This window comes from Nonomuraea lactucae, from assembly GCF_003313395.1.
In the GTDB taxonomy this organism is placed as follows: domain Bacteria; phylum Actinomycetota; class Actinomycetes; order Streptosporangiales; family Streptosporangiaceae; genus Nonomuraea; species Nonomuraea lactucae.
On record NZ_QNFZ01000068.1, the window covers coordinates 18422 to 33055 of the forward strand.

Here is a 14634-nt window from a genome sequence, read left to right on the forward strand (position 1 = left end):
CCGCATCGGAGGTTTTCGCCGGCGTCCGCTCCAACGTCGCGCGAATGCCAGGGAGGAGAAACGCATGACTGAAGTGGATATTCTGGGCCTCTCCGGAAGCCTGCGTGCCGGATCAATGAACACCGCATTGCTGCGGGCCGCGCAGAAGCATTCTCCGGCGGGGGTCTCGGTCACAATCAACGAAAACCTCGGGGACGTTCCCCTCTACAATGGCGACCTCGACACCGAGAATCCGCCGGCGGCGGTACGCGAACTGAGAGAGGCCATAACCCGCGCGGACGGTCTGCTCATCGCCACGCCCGAGTACAACTATTCCGTTCCGGGAGTCCTGAAGAACGCCCTCGACTGGGCGTCCCGGCCCGCAGCGAGCTCCTCGCTGACGCACAAGCCCATCGCCATCATGGGGGCCGCGCCAGGGAACTTCGGCACGGTCCGCGCCCAGCTCGCACTGCGCCAGTCCTTCGTCTGGACGCGGTCGCGGGTCCTGACGCGCCCGGAGGTGATGGTCTTCAATTGCGCCGAACGGTTCGACCAGGCGGGCAACCTGACGGACGAAAAGACCATCGAGTTGATCCGCGAACTGCTCACCGCCCTGCGCGAACAGGTTCGCGGCTAGTGCGCGGCTTCCAGTACACCTCCCGACCGGCACGCGTCGTGTTCGGGTACGGCACGGCGGACAGCACGCCGGCCGAGGCCGCCCGGCTGGGCGCCGAGAGAATCATGCTGCTCACCGACGGCCGGCCGAGCCCGGCAGCCGACGCGCTCGCCCACTCGCTCGACCCCCTCCTCGTCTGCCGGTTCGACCGCGCCACCTTGCACACCCCTGTGGACGTTACGCATGACGCGCTCGCGGTCGCCCTCGAACACACCGCGGACTGCCTGGTCACAATCGGCGGCGGATCCACCACCGGGCTGTCCAAGGCGCTCGCGTTGCGGACCGGCGCCTCCCAGATCGTGCTGCCTACCACCTACGCGGGCTCGGAGGTCACCCCGGTGCTCGGGGAGACCGACGGCGGGCGGAAGGTGACCCACTCCGACCCCGCGATACTCCCGGACACCGTGATCTACGACGTCGCGCTCACCCTCGACCTGCCCCTCGGCATCACGGTCACCAGCGCGGCCAACGCGCTCGCGCACGCCGTCGAAGCACTGTACTCGCCGCAGGTCAACCCGGTGCTCGAGGAGATGGCGGTGCGGGCCGTGGCGAACATCGCCAGGTCGCTGCCCGCACTGCACGCCGACCCCGCCGACCGCGTGGCCCGCGGCGACCTGCTCGAAGCCGCCTGGCTGGCGGGCACCTGCCTCGGCATGGCCGGCATGGGCCTGCACCACAAGCTATGCCACACGCTCGGCGGGGCCTTCGGGCTCGATCACGCCGCCGTCCACGCCGCCCTCCTGCCGCACGTCATCGAGTACAACGCGCCCGCCGCGCCCCACGCGATGGCCCGCATCGCACAGGTGCTCTGCACCGGCGACGTCGCGGGCGCCGTCCACGACCTGATCAGGTCCGCTGGGGGCCCGGTGTCGCTACGGCTGCTGGGGATGGCGAAAGACGACCTGCCCACGGCGGCCGGGCTCGCCACCCGGGAGCCGTACCCCAACCCGCGCGAACCGTCCACGGACGACGTGCTGCGGCTACTGGAACGTGCCTGGAACGGCGTGCGACCGAGCTCGGCGCGCCTCGCCGGGGCGGGTGGCCGTCGAGCCTGGCTGACCGAGCAGGTCGTGGCCGGAATGTCCACAGCCCCCGACACCAGGCTGAGGCACCTGCTGGGCGACCTGGTCCGCCGGGCGCACGCGTTCGTGGCGGACAACCAGGTGACCGAGGCCGAGTGGGGCGGCGCCATCGACTTCCTCACCCGTGCCGGGCAGATGACCACGGACACCCGCCAAGAGATGATCCTGCTCTCGGACGTCCTCGGCGTCAGCAGCATGGTCGACACGGTCGCGCATGAGCGCGTCCCGGACGGCACACCCTCGGCCGTGCTGGGCCCGTTCTACCTGGAGGGTCCGCCCGCCGCCGAGCACGGGACCAACATCGCGCGCGGAATCGAGGGCGTGCCGCTGTGGGTCGGCGTCGGCGTCGTCGGCCCCGACGGCGAGCCGGTGCCGGGCGCGGTGGTCGATGTCTGGCAGAGCAACGCGGACGGCTTCTACGACGTGCAACTGCCCGACCTGGACGGCCCGGTGCTGCGGGCCAGGTTCCGCACCGGTGACGACGGCCGTCTCGCGTACTGGTCGATCATGCCCTCGGTGTACCCCATTCCAGAGGACGGCCCCGTCGGCGAGCTGCTGAAGGCGACCGGGAGGCACCCCTTCCGCGCCCCGCACATCCACTTCCTGATCACCGCTCCGGGGTACCGCCGCCTGGTCACGCAGTTGTTCGTCCGCGACGGCGCGTACGTGGACTCCGACGCGGTCTTCGGAGTCAAGCCCGAACTGGTGACCGACTTCCCGCAGGCGTCCGGGCCGTCTCCGGACGGGCGCGTCGTCGAGGGAGCCTGGCACCGGTTGGAGTTCACCTTCCGGCTCGCCGTAGCAAGTGAGGGAAAGGACAGTCATGGCTAAGGACGGGCCCCGACGGTGGCATGGTTCTAGCGCGACAGCAAAGCGTGTAGCCAGCTGGTTGCTGAGCGTTTCAGACGCGGCAGTGGCCAGCTCCACTCGGCCTCGTCACCAACAGCCCGGCACATGCCGTTACTGACACTTCTTGTCGCGAAGCGCTGCCACGATCCGGCTCTGGCGCTGATCTTGTTGCGGGGCCACTCGGGTTCGTGTCGCTCCCGCATCGAGGTGCGCGGGTTGGCGATGCTGGTCCGCGTGCATAAATCAGGAGTTTGAGTTACTTCTGCCGCACCTTGCATCAGCCCGGGTGGAGTCCGTGCGGGTCGAGGAAGGTGCGGTCGTGTTCACGGTCGGCTCGGCGATACCCGCGGCCACGTGCCCGAGCTGCGGCACGACGTCGGCCAGGACGCATGGCGGCTACCGCCGGAGGCTGACCGATCTGCCGATCTCCGGTCGCCCCGTGCGGATCGACGTCGGCGTTCGACGGTTCCGCTGCGATGATCCCGGATTTCCACGCCAGCCGAACCGCTCAGCCGACCGTACAAAGATCACGAAAGATGGAGGCTAGCTCGGCCTCCAGATCATCTGGACCCGCCGGAGGCGGTAATTCCACGACTCTGTTCGCATTTCGGTTGAACCTTTTCGGTACCCGGCGCATCACACTATCCGGATTGATCTCTTACAGCCTGTCAGGGCTGAAGTGAACATCGACAAGGAGATACCACACGCATGCATGAGTTCTCGCAGCCGACCCGCGGTTCCCGCCGGATCGTGCGCGGTCTGGTGACGGCCCTCGCCGTCGCCGGGTTGCTGAGCGCCAGCCTCCACGCCCCTCCTCCAGCCTTAGCCATCGCGAAGGGCAATGCGGCCGCCCACATCCACGGCCAGGTGCAGATCTACCGCGGTAGCGAATATGTGTGCACCGGTTCCCTGATCTCGACTGAATGGGTGCTGACGGCCAAGCACTGCAAGGAGTCCCAGGACAGTCCGGGCGACTTCTCCATCTACGCCGGCAACCGCGCGAAAGGGCAGGGGCAGAACATCACAGTTGCGAGCTGGAATACCCACAGCCGCACGGATTTGATGGTGATGAGGCTGTCAAGCCACGTCAGCCAGGGGAATCTGGTCGTGCAATACTCCAGATCCCGAGCCCAGGTCAACGACCAGATCCTCATCCAAGGGTGGGGCAACCTCGGTAACAACACCCCCGCGCGAGAACTGCGGGAATGTGTCATGAACGTCAGTGAGATCGACGCGCGTGACCCGTCCGTCGGTCCCGACGCGACGAGCATGATTTCGCGAGTGATCGGCACAGGCTGCTACACGAAGAAGGGCGACTCCGGCGCTGGTGTACTGCTCCACGGTAGGGTCTACGGCGTGCACGTGTCGGGCGACACGACCTCCGAGTCAGCCGTGCAGACCGCGTCCTACGCCAATTGGATCGAGTCCAAGACCGGCATCGCCGGGGTGACCTCCACGCCCGGTGACGGAACGCCGGAGGTGAGGGGGCGGAATCTGCGGATCCTGCCGCTGGGCGACTCGATCACCTCCGGCGTGGGCAGTTCAACCCAATCGAGCTACCGTGCGGCGTTATGGGACAAGTTGGCCGGTAACAAAGTCGACTTCATCGGGTCGTTCCGGTCGGGTCGGCTTCCCGACCCGGAGCACGAGGGAGAGAGCGGCGCCGTGATCGATCAGATCGGTGACAACGCGAAAAGATCCCTGCCCAAACGACCCAACGTGGTAACCCTGCACGCCGGCACCAACGACATGGACAAGCCGTTCAATCCGGAGACCGCACCGGGACGGATAGCGGACCTGATCGATCAGATCACCAATGCGGTGCCGGACGCGACAGTGCTGGTCGCCACGCTGGTGCCTGCCCGGAACGCCGACACCCAGACCAGGATCGAGGCATTCAACGGCGCACTGGCCCAGATCGTCAGGCAACGACGGTCGGCCGGCAAACAGGTCATGCTCGTCGACATGGGCGAGGTCACGCTCAAAGACGTTCCCGACGGGCTGCACCCCAACGACACCGGGTACACCAAGATGGCGGACGCCTTCTACCGGGGGATCCGTAGGGCGAACGCCGCCGGCTGGATCAAGGATCCGGGCGATCCGGGCGACGGCACCTGCACCGACACCGCGGGCCGGTGGTTCGATCGGGGTCGGGTCGCCAGCGGGGTCGCGCCCAGGAACAGGGTCAGGTTCGCCGACATCAACGGCGACGGACGCGACGACTATCTGATCGTCGATGAGAAGGGCGCCGTCCACGCCTACTGGAACAACGGCGGTGACCGGCCCGACGGCAACGGAGGCACCTTGCCCGGCTGGGTCGATGGCGGCCGGATCGCCAAGGGGACCGACCCAACCGACGACGAAGAGATCCGGTTCGCCGACATCAACGGCGACGGTAAGGACGACTACCTGAAAGTCAACATCGTCACCGGAGCCGTCCATGCCTGGTTCAGCGCCGGCGGCGACCGTGGCAACACCTCGGGCTGGATCGATGCCGGTCGGGTCGCACGCGGTGGCGTCGGTGGATCTGGCCCCGATCTCCGCTTCGCCGACGTCAACGGGGACGGTAGGGACGACTACTTGATCGTTAATCCCCGCACTGGCGCGGTGCACGCCTGGTGGAACAACGGCGGTGACCGGCCCGACGGCAACGGAGGCACCTTGCCCGGCTGGGTCGACGGGGGCCGGATCGCCAAGGGAGTCAGCGACGGCAGGCGGGTACTTTTCGCCGATGTCAACTGCGACACCAAGGACGACTACCTGATACAGAACTCCCTGACCGGGTCCTTGCAGGCATGGCTGAGCGCCGGCGGCGACCGTGGCGACACTCCCGGCTGGATCGAACGAGGCCAGATCGCCGCCGGGGTCGGCGACCCCGACCATCTCGTCCTCGCCGACCTCGACGGCGACGGACGCGACGACTACCTCCTTGTCGACGATACGGGTTCCGTCCGCGCTCTGATCAATCTCGGCGGCGACCCGGCCTGACCCTGGCGCGCCTGGGCGTATGTGCGCAGCTGTGGCGTGCCCCGCTTGGTCGTCGTCCGGTGAGAGGACCTCGCCGGACGACGACCGAGTCGACGTGCCAGGCCCGATCCTGGCCGGGGTGGACGATTTGGTCGATCCGGCAGGAGCCCCACTTGAAGCCCGCCCGCGTGAGGGCGGCGGCCACGGCGAGGATGCGGGAGACGGCGCCCGGGTCGCGGCCGATGGCTTCCTCGTCCACCAGGTAGAGGGTGGGCGAGATGTCGGGGTGGCGGGCGAACTCCTCATCTTGAGCGCCAGCATCCACGGCAGGTCCTCGGGCGTGCCGCCGGCCCACACGCCCTTGTGGCCGCGCGGGCAGAACGAGCAGTGGCTCGTGGGGCCGCGCGTCGTCTCTAACTGGGTGACGCCATGATGGTCGAACGTGGTCCCGAGCAAGTCGAGCTCGGGCAGGAAGTCGTCGGCGGCCCAGTTGGGCACCACCGGAGCAACGGTTCGTTGCTCTGGGTGATCGTCAGGCGGTACGACCTTGCTCGAGATGGAAGATCGCGAGAGCCGCGGCTGCGATGTCGCCGATGCGTTGTGGGGACAAGCTGACGCGCCGCAGCGCCTTGAAGCGCGTTTTCAGGTCGGCGTTTGCCTTTCCGCCAGAGCCCGGACGGCACCGATGACCTTGTTGAACTGCTGCTGGTCGGTGCTGAGTTCACCGCCCGCAGGCTGCTTGTGCGGCAGCCGGAAGGAGGCGGGAGCGCCTTCGTAGCCAGTGTCAGCGATCGGGATCAGACCGTCGGTCGCGGCGGCGTCCGGGGCGTCGAGCACGCGAGGTGCAGGACGGTCTCATGGCTGAAGTAGAGCACGGGGGTGTAGGTGATACTGGTGGACACGCGAAGCATCTGGTTCCGGACATGATCTTGGCAGACTTGTCTCTACCAGAGGTTTCGCGCTTGTCCGGGTCCAAGGCGCCGACCTGGGCGAACCGCTACCTCACAGTGCGTCACCGATCATTGCTGTCAACAGCTCACTACTACCCCTAACCTCGGGCTTTCGCCGGGAGTTTGAGCCAGGGTGATCGTTTACACGAGAAAAGTGCCTTGAGCATGTCGCCCCGTCCCCACGCCCGTGGGGGTGAACCGATCTGCGTGAGGGTGCGCTGCCCGGCCGCGGACCCGTCCCCACGCCCGTGGGGGTGAACCGTCTCTCTTACCTGATCTGGAGGCACCGTGCCCCCCGTCCCCACGCCCGTGGGCGGACGTCGATCTGGAGAAGGGCGTCGTCTACGTTCTCCGAGCCGACAGGCACAGAGGTGAGACCAAGACCCGAAGATCGCGTCGCGGGTTCACGCTGGCGCAGACGGCAATCAACGGCCTCGTCTCCCATAAGGCACGGCATGCCGCCGAGCGTCTGGCGGCCGGAGAAGCATGGCGGGACACCAACCTCGTCTTCTGCCACGAGGACGGGTCGCCGTTCACCCCGCGTGAGCTTCGCCACACCGTCGCCACACCTTCGTCTCCCTGCTCAACAGCCACGCGGAGGTCTCCATCGAGAAGATCGCCACCCTCCCCGGCCACTCCAGCAGCCTCACCACAGAGACGGACTACCAGCACGAACTCAGCCCAGTGATCGCGGACGGCGCGCAGGCCATGGACAAGATTCTCACGTTCCGGTCCGCACTCCCCTGACGTCCGATTCCGGTTGAGCTGGAGCGCGCCACTACGGAGTACGTAGTCGCAATACGTGTGCCTTACGTATGGCCCGGCGGTCGATTTGGGCTCATGTTTTCAGTGATTCCCATCCGTCACCCCAGGAAGGGCTCACTCTGCCATGCGACCACGCACCCCCCTGTTCGCATTACTCGTCAGCGCGCTGGCGTTGCTCGCGGTGCCAATCCCCGCCTCAGCAGCGCAGCAGGCGGCCGCCCCCCAGAAGGCGGGCTCCGCCCAGCAGGAAGGCGCGTACATCGTCCAACTCAACTCCAAGACCCGGGCGGCGCCGCGGGCGACCGCCGAGGACCAGGTGAGGCGGCTGGGCGGCGAGATCGTCGGCGTGTACGAGCACGCCTTCAAGGGCTACACCGCCCGCCTGACCGCGTCCGCCGCCGAGGCGCTCAAGAAGGACCCGAACGTGATCTCCGTCGAGCCGGACGCCGAGGTCGTGGCGTTCCCGCAGACCACGCCCACGGGCGTGAAGCGGATCTTCGCGCCTGACAACCCGAACCTCGACATCGACGGCAACGACGACGCGCGGATCGACGCGGACGTGGCTGTCATCGACACCGGCGTGGACTTCGACCATCCCGATCTGAACGTGGTCGCCAGGGCCAACTGCCAGACCGGTACGTGTGTGGACAACTCCGGTGATGACGACAACGGCCACGGAACCCACGTCGCGGGCACCGTCGGCGCGATCGACAACGCGATCGGGGCGGTGGGCGTCGCGCCGGGCGCGCGCATCCACGCGGTGAAGGTGCTCAACTCGGCCGGCTCCGGCACGCTCTCGGCCATCGCGGCCGGCATCGACTGGGTGGCGGCCCGCTCAGCCACCATCGAGGTCGCGAACATGAGCCTCGGCTGCGACGGCTGCACCAGCAGCGCGATCACCACCGCGATCACCAACGCCGTCAACAGGGGCGTCGTCGTGGTCGTCGCCGCGGGCAACAGCAGCAGGGACGCCGCGACCTTCTTCCCGGCCAACCACCCCGACGTGATCACCGTCTCGGCCGTGACCGACATCGACGGCCGGCCCGGCGGCCTGGGCGGCAGCACGCTGCCGTGCCGCAGTGAGACCGACCAGGACGACTCGCTGGCGTTCTACTCCAACTTCGGCCAGACGATCGAGATCGCCGCGCCCGGCACCTGCATCTACTCGACGTGGATGAACGGCGGCTACAACACCATCAGCGGCACGTCGATGGCCAGCCCGCACGTGGCGGGCGCCGCGGGCATCCTCACCTCGGGCGCGAACAAGCCGACGACCAGGGCCGGTGTGATCGCCGTACGGGACAAGCTGATCGCGACCGGCAACGCCAACTGGACCGACGACTCCTCGGACGGCCGCAAGGAGCCGCTGCTCGACGTGCACGACGCCACCCAGTACCCGCCCGGCACCGGCGGCAACCGGCCGCCCACCGCGGCGTTCACCTCGTCGTGCAACCAGCTCGCCTGCTCGTTCAACGGGTCCGGCTCCTCCGACCCCGACGGCACGATCGCCTCGCACGCCTGGGACTTCGGTGACGGCTCGTCCGGCACCGGCGCCTCGCCGACCCACACGTACGCCGCCGCGGGCACCTACACGGTCAAGCTGACCGTGACCGACAACCAGGGCGCCACCGGCTCGGTCACCAAGCAGGTCACCGTGGGCACGCCCACCAACCAGCCGCCGAAGGCGGACTTCACGCAGACCTGCCGGGTCATCTTCGTCTGGCGCTTCTGCGACTTCAACGGCTCGTCCTCGTCGGATTCCGACGGCACGATCGCCTCGTACGCCTGGAACTTCGGCGACGGGACGACGGGCACCGGGGCGACCATCCGCCACTTCTACAGCTCGGCCGGGGCGAAGACCGTCAAGCTTACAGCTCGGCCGGGGCGAAGACCGTCAAGCTCACCGTGACCGACAACCAGGGGGCCACCGGCTCGGTCACCAAGACGGTGACCGTGCCCTGACCTGACCTCTCCCCCTGAGACTCATAGAAGTCCGCTGAGAACCCGGGCGGCCCGTCGTGCGGCGGGCCGCCCGGTCTTCGCGTGAGGGGCGGTCAGGAGGAGCCGGGGGACGCGACCGGCACGATCTCCGGCGCGCCCAGCCGGATCGCGTCGGCTTCCTGGTCCGTGTCCTGTTCCTGCGAGAGCCGCTCGGCCTCCACCCGCTTGGTGTAGTACTCGACCTCCCGTTTGACCTGCTCGGGGTCCCAGCCGAGGGGCCCGGCCATCAGTTCGGCGGCCTCCTGCGCCACGGCCTGGCCGCGGTGGAAGGTCTCGATCGAGATGCGGGTACGGCGGGTCAGCACGTCGTTCAGGTGCCTGGCGCCCTCGTGCGTGGCGGCGTAGACGATCTCCGCGCGCAGGTAGTCGTCGGCCCCGCTGAGCGGCCCGGCCAGTGACCCATCGTGCTCGATCAGCTCCAGCACCTCGTCGATCAGCGAGCCGAACCTCTGCAGCAGGTGCTCGATCCGCGCCACGTGCAGGCCGGAGGTGTGGGCCAGCCGGTGCCTGGAGTTCCACAGCGCCTGGTAGCCCTCGGCGCCGGCCAGCGGGATCCGGTCGGTGCACGACGGCGGGACCAGCTGGTCGAGCCCGTGCGCCACGGCGTCGACGGCGTCCTTCGCCATGACCCGGTAGGTCGTGTACTTGCCACCCGCGATCATCACGAGGCCGGGCACGGGGTGGGTCACGACGTGCTCGCGCGACAGCTTGGACGTCTCCTCGGACTCGCCTGAAAGCAGTGGCCGCAGCCCGGCGTACACGCCCTCCACGTCGTCGCGCGTCAGCGGCACCGACAGCACGGCGTTGACGTGGTCGAGCAGGTAGTCGATGTCCGTCCGGGACGCGGCGGGGTGCACCTTGTCCAGCGTCCACTCGGTGTCGGTGGTGCCGATGATCCAGTGCCGTCCCCACGGGATGACGAAGAGCACGGACTTCTCGGTGCGGAGGATGATCCCGGTGACGGAGTGGATCCGGTCGCGCGGCACCACGAGGTGGATGCCCTTGGACGCCCGTACGTGGATCTGTCCGCGCCCGCCCACGAGCTCCTGGATGTCGTCGGTCCACACCCCGGTGGCGTTGACCACCTGCCGGGCGCGCACCTCCATCTCGGCGCCGGTCTCCTGGTCGCGCACCCGCACGCCGGTGACCCGCTCCCCTTCGCGCAGGAAGCCGACGACCTGGGCGCGGGGCGCGATGTGCGCGCCGTAGGTGGCTGCGGTGCGCAGCATGGTCATCACGTAGCGCGCGTCGTCCACCTGCGCGTCCCAGTACTGCACGGCGCCGGTGAACGCCGTCTTCTTCAGGGAGGGCGCCAGCCGCAGCGCTCTCCTCCTCGACAGGTGCCGGTGCCCCGGCACGCCCCGGGCCAGCCCGGAGGCGAGGCCGAGCGTGTCGTACAGCGCCACCCCGGCCCCCACGTACGGGCGCTCCCACCCGAGGCGGGTCATCGGGAACAGGAACGGCACGGGCCGCACCAGGTGGGGCGCGATCTGCCGCAGCAGCAGGGACCGCTCCCGCAGCGCCTCCCTGACCAGGTCGAAGTTGAGCTGCTCCAGGTAGCGCAGCCCGCCGTGGATGAGCTTCGACGACCTGGACGACGTGCCGGAGGCGAAGTCGCGGGCCTCCACCACGCCGACGTCGAGCCCGCGCGTGGCGGCGTCGAGCGCGACGCCCGCGCCGACCACCCCGGCGCCCACCACGACCACGTCCAGTTCTTCGGCGGCCATCGTGGCCAGCGCCGCCGTCCGTTCTACGGGCCCGAGCCGAGCCACGCCCCTTCCTGTCGTCATAGCGCCCCCTGGGGTACGGCCTTTGTCCAGTTGCGCTCCCCTTCTTACCCGCTCGGGGAGGGCGATGTAACCCTGCCCACGGTGGCGCCGGCCACCCCGCGATCGCCGTTGATCAGGCGCGGATGACCTTGACGCCGGCGTCGGTGAGGCGGGCGGCGAGGTCGTCCGGGAGCCGGTCGTCGGTGACCAGGGTGTCGATCTCGCCGATCGGGCAGATCCGGGAGAACGCCCGCTTGCCGACCTTGGAGGAGTCGGCCACCGCCACCACCTGCGCGGCCCGGCTGATGAGCAGGTGGTTGACGTCGGCCTCGCCCTCGTGGTGCGCCGAGGCCCCGAGCTCGGCGTCGAGCGCGTCGACGCCGAGGAACGCCACGTCGAGCGTCACCTGTTCCAGCACTCCGGACGCGAGCGGCCCGATGAGCTCGTAGGACTGGGGCCGGGCCACTCCCCCGGTGACCACGATCTTGACGTGCCGCCGGACGGTGAGCTCGGCGGCGATGTTGAGGGCGTTCGTCACGATCGTGAACCCGGACTCCAGCGCGGGCCGGGTGGCCAGGGCGCGGGCCACCTCGGAGGTGGTGGTGCCGCCGTTCATGCCGATCACGGCGTCACCGCTGACCAGCTCCGCGGCGGCGGCGGCGATGCGGTGCTTCTCGTCGGCGTGCCGGGCTGTCTTGTAGCGCAGCGGCAGGTCGTAGCTGACGCTCTGCGCGACCGCGCCGCCCCGGGTGCGCATGAGCATCTGCTGCTGGGCGAGCTGGTCGAAGTCGCGGCGGATCGTGGCGGTGGAGACGTCGAGCGCCTGGGCCGCCTCCTCGACCGACAGTCGGCCCTCCTGGGCCAGCAGCTCGAGGATCCCGTTCCAGCGTTCGTATCGGGACACCACTGCCTCCCCTGAGTGATCCGTCCGCGTCAAGCCTGGCACATCTGACGACGGCTGGGCCACCGATGCACAATCTTGCTCTTTCCTGGTATAAAAAGAACAGAAATAATCAGACATGTGGAGGTATGCGGTGACCACCCACACGGAAGCCGAGATCGCCTCTCAGCCGGCGTGCTGGCGGCGCGCGATCGAGAACGTTCCATCCGGCGCGCTGCCGCGCCCGGGCGAGCGGGTCGCCGTCGTCGGCTGCGGCACCTCGTGGTTCATCGCCATGGCATACGCCACGCTCCGCGAGCGGGCGGGGCTGGGCGAGACGGACGCGTTCGCCGCCTCCGAGACGCCGGTGGGCCGCCGCTACGACCACGTGCTGGCGCTGACCCGTTCCGGCACCACCACCGAGGTCCTCGACCTTCTCGGCAGGACGACCGCCTCCAGGACCACGGCCATCACCGCCGACCCCGGCACCCCGATCACGAGCGTGGCCGGCCAGGTCATCGTGCTCGACTACGCCGACGAGCGATCGGTCGTGCAGACCAGGTTCGCCACGACCCAGCTCGCGCTGCTCCGCGCGAGCCTCGGCGAGGACCTCGGCCAGGCCGTCGCCGACGCCGAGCGGGCGGTGTCCGCTCCGCTGGACAGGGAGTTGGTCGAGGCCGAGCAGATCACGTTCCTCGGCGCGGGCTGGTCGGTGGGGCTGGCCCACGAGGCCGCGCTGAAGATGCGCGAGGCCTCACGCTCGTGGACCGAGGCGTACCCGGCGATGGAGTATCGCCACGGCCCCATCAGCATCGCGGGGCCGGGCCGCGTCACCTGGATGTTCGGCGAGGCCCCCGGCGGCCTGCGCGAGCAGGTCGAGGCCACCGGCGGCGGCTTCCGCGAGAGCGGGCTCGACCCGATGGCCGAGCTGGTCATGGCGCAGCGCGTCTCGGTCGCCCGGGCATTCGCCCGCGGCCTGAACCCCGACGAGCCCCTCCACCTCACGCGATCTGTGATTCTTTCCTCATGAGCCTCACTCTCGCCGACGCCCGGATCGTGACCCCCGAGGGAGCGCACGACGGGTGGCTGACCATCGAAGACGGCCGCATCACGCACGTCGGCCGCGGCCCGGCGCCGCGGCCGGGCCACAGCCTCGGGGGCCGGCACGTCGTCCCGGGCTTCGTCGACATCCACAACCACGGCGGGGCCGGCGGGTCGTTCCCGAGCGGCGAGCAGGACGGCGCGCGCGCCGCCATCGGGCTGCACGAGCGCCACGGCACCACGACGATGGTGGCGAGCATGGTCTCGGGCGCCATCGACGACCTGGTGTCGGCCGCGTCGTCGCTGGCCGACCTGTGCGACGACGGGCTGCTCGCCGGGCTGCACTTCGAGGGCCCCTACATCTCCAAGGCCCGCTGCGGCGCGCACAACCCGGCGTTCCTGCGCGACCCCTCCTCGCGGGAGCTGGAGCGGCTGGTGAAGGCGGGCCGCGGGCATGTGCGCATGGTGACGATCGCGCCTGAGCTGCCGGGCGCGCTCGACACCATCCGTACGGCCGGCGCGCACGGCGTGATCTCCGCGCTCGGCCACAGCGACGCCGGGTACGAGCAGACCCTGGCCGGCATCGAGGCGGGCGGCAGCGTGGCCACCCACCTCTACAACGCCATGCCGCCGCTCGGCCACCGTGCCCCCGGGCCGATCGCGGCGTTGCTGGAGGATGACCGGGTCACGGTCGAGCTGATCAACGACGGCGTGCACGTGCACCCGGCGATGCTGCGCCTGGCGGTCACGGCCGCCGGGCCGGGGCGGACGGCGCTCGTCACCGACGCGATGGCCGCCGCCGGCATGGGTGACGGCACGTACGTGCTGGGGTCGATGCGGGTGGACGTGGCGGGCGGCGTCGCCCGGCTGGCCGAGGGCGGCACGATCGCGGGCAGCACCCTGACCATGGACGCCGCGGTGCGCCGCGCCGTCCGGGAGGTGGGGCTGTCGCTGCCCGAGGCGGTCGAGGCGGCCTCGCTCACCCCCGCCCGGGTGCTGGGGCTCGACCACATCATCGGCTCGATCGCCGCCGGCAAGGCGGCCGACCTGGTCGTGCTCTCCGACGAGCTGGAGGTGGCCGGCGTGATGAAGCGCGGCGCCTGGGTCACGGAGCCCTGATGTTCCTCACCGTGACGCTCAACGCCGCCCTCGACGTCACCTACCAGGTGCCCGGTGTCGACTGGGAGGGTGTCAATCGCGTCCGGTCGGTGCACAGGCGGGCGGGCGGCAAGGGCGTCAACGTGGCCCGCGTGCTGCGCGGGCTCGGCCAGGACGTGCTGGTCACCGGCCTGGCGGGCGGGCCGACCGGGAAGGCCATCGAGGCCGACCTCGAAGCCTCGGGGCTGCCGGGCGCGCTGGTCCGGGTCGCCGCCGAGTCGCGCACGACGCTGGCGATCTCCAGCGGCTCCGCCGGGGACGGCGGGGCCACGCTGTTCAACGAGCCCGGTCCCGAGATCGCGGAGGCCGAGCTGCGGGAGTTCATGGGGACGTACGAGGCGCTGCTGGCGCGGGCCGACGCCGTCGTCATCTCGGGCAGCCTGCCTCCGGGCGTCCCCCCGGACACCTACGCGACGCTCGCGGCCGTCGCCGCCGAGCACCGCGTGCCCGCCATCGTGGACGCCGACGGGGAGCCGCTGCTGCGCGCCCCGGCCGGCCGCCCCGCGATCGTCAAGCC

Annotated in this window: 12 protein-coding genes; 8 read left to right on the forward strand and 4 right to left on the reverse strand. The window is 69.7% G+C overall.

What is annotated here, in order from left to right:
* Positions 1–64 precede the first annotated feature (64 nt).
* The 4 genes from DQW85_RS05525 (at position 65) to DQW85_RS05540 (ending at position 5574) form a co-directional block, all read left to right on the forward strand.
* Positions 65–616, forward strand: coding sequence for an NADPH-dependent FMN reductase (locus tag DQW85_RS05525; RefSeq protein WP_113699330.1), 552 nt, complete (start codon positions 65–67; stop codon positions 614–616).
* Complete coding sequence (locus tag DQW85_RS05530; protein WP_113699331.1) at positions 616–2568, forward strand: maleylacetate reductase and hydroxyquinol 1,2-dioxygenase domain-containing protein; 1953 nt, start codon at positions 616–618, stop codon at positions 2566–2568. The genes DQW85_RS05525 and DQW85_RS05530 overlap by 1 nt, the downstream gene beginning before the upstream one ends.
* A gap of 337 nt (positions 2569–2905) precedes the next feature.
* Positions 2906–3133, forward strand: a complete 228-nt coding sequence (locus tag DQW85_RS48110) for a transposase family protein (protein ID WP_162794753.1) — start codon at positions 2906–2908, stop codon at positions 3131–3133.
* A gap of 161 nt (positions 3134–3294) precedes the next feature.
* Positions 3295–5574: a trypsin-like serine protease gene (locus tag DQW85_RS05540; protein WP_113699333.1), complete on the forward strand. Its 2280-nt coding sequence runs from the start codon at positions 3295–3297 to the stop codon at positions 5572–5574.
* Here DQW85_RS05540 and DQW85_RS44185 read toward each other — a convergent pair.
* Together DQW85_RS44185 and DQW85_RS05550 are read right to left on the reverse strand one after the other, a co-directional pair.
* The gene (locus DQW85_RS44185) at positions 5549–5878 is read right to left on the reverse strand and encodes a hypothetical protein (protein ID WP_162794754.1); all 330 of its coding nucleotides are present in this window, start codon (positions 5876–5878) and stop codon (positions 5549–5551) included. The two genes, DQW85_RS05540 and DQW85_RS44185, sit on opposite strands and share 26 nt — an antisense overlap.
* A gap of 317 nt (positions 5879–6195) precedes the next feature.
* Positions 6196–6390, reverse strand: coding sequence for a transposase family protein (locus DQW85_RS05550; RefSeq protein WP_113699335.1), 195 nt, complete (start codon positions 6388–6390; stop codon positions 6196–6198).
* Positions 6391–7392: 1002 nt separating this feature from the next.
* Here DQW85_RS05550 and DQW85_RS47560 point away from each other — a divergent pair.
* Positions 7393–9177, forward strand: coding sequence for a S8 family serine peptidase (locus DQW85_RS47560; RefSeq protein ID WP_113699336.1), 1785 nt, complete (start codon positions 7393–7395; stop codon positions 9175–9177).
* A gap of 145 nt (positions 9178–9322) precedes the next feature.
* Here DQW85_RS47560 and DQW85_RS05560 read toward each other — a convergent pair whose 3' ends face one another.
* Complete coding sequence (locus DQW85_RS05560; protein ID WP_113699337.1) at positions 9323–11059, reverse strand: glycerol-3-phosphate dehydrogenase/oxidase; 1737 nt, start codon at positions 11057–11059, stop codon at positions 9323–9325.
* 112 nt (positions 11060–11171) lie between these two features.
* Positions 11172–11942: a DeoR/GlpR family DNA-binding transcription regulator gene (locus DQW85_RS05565; RefSeq protein WP_113699343.1), complete on the reverse strand. Its 771-nt coding sequence runs from the start codon at positions 11940–11942 to the stop codon at positions 11172–11174.
* A gap of 130 nt (positions 11943–12072) precedes the next feature.
* On the opposite strand from DQW85_RS05565, the gene DQW85_RS05570 reads away from it, so the two are divergent.
* The 3 genes from DQW85_RS05570 to DQW85_RS05580 all read left to right on the forward strand — a co-directional run.
* Positions 12073–12948, forward strand: coding sequence for an SIS domain-containing protein (locus tag DQW85_RS05570; RefSeq protein ID WP_205314900.1), 876 nt, complete (start codon positions 12073–12075; stop codon positions 12946–12948).
* Positions 12945–14078 carry an N-acetylglucosamine-6-phosphate deacetylase gene (gene nagA, locus DQW85_RS05575; protein ID WP_113699339.1) on the forward strand — a complete coding sequence of 378 codons (1134 nt, stop codon included), beginning with the start codon at positions 12945–12947 and terminating at the stop codon, positions 14076–14078. Before DQW85_RS05570 ends, nagA begins: the two co-directional genes overlap by 4 nt.
* The coding region (locus DQW85_RS05580; protein WP_240196944.1) for a 1-phosphofructokinase family hexose kinase at positions 14078–14634 on the forward strand (557 nt) is incomplete at its 3' end. The genes nagA and DQW85_RS05580, both read left to right, overlap by 1 nt.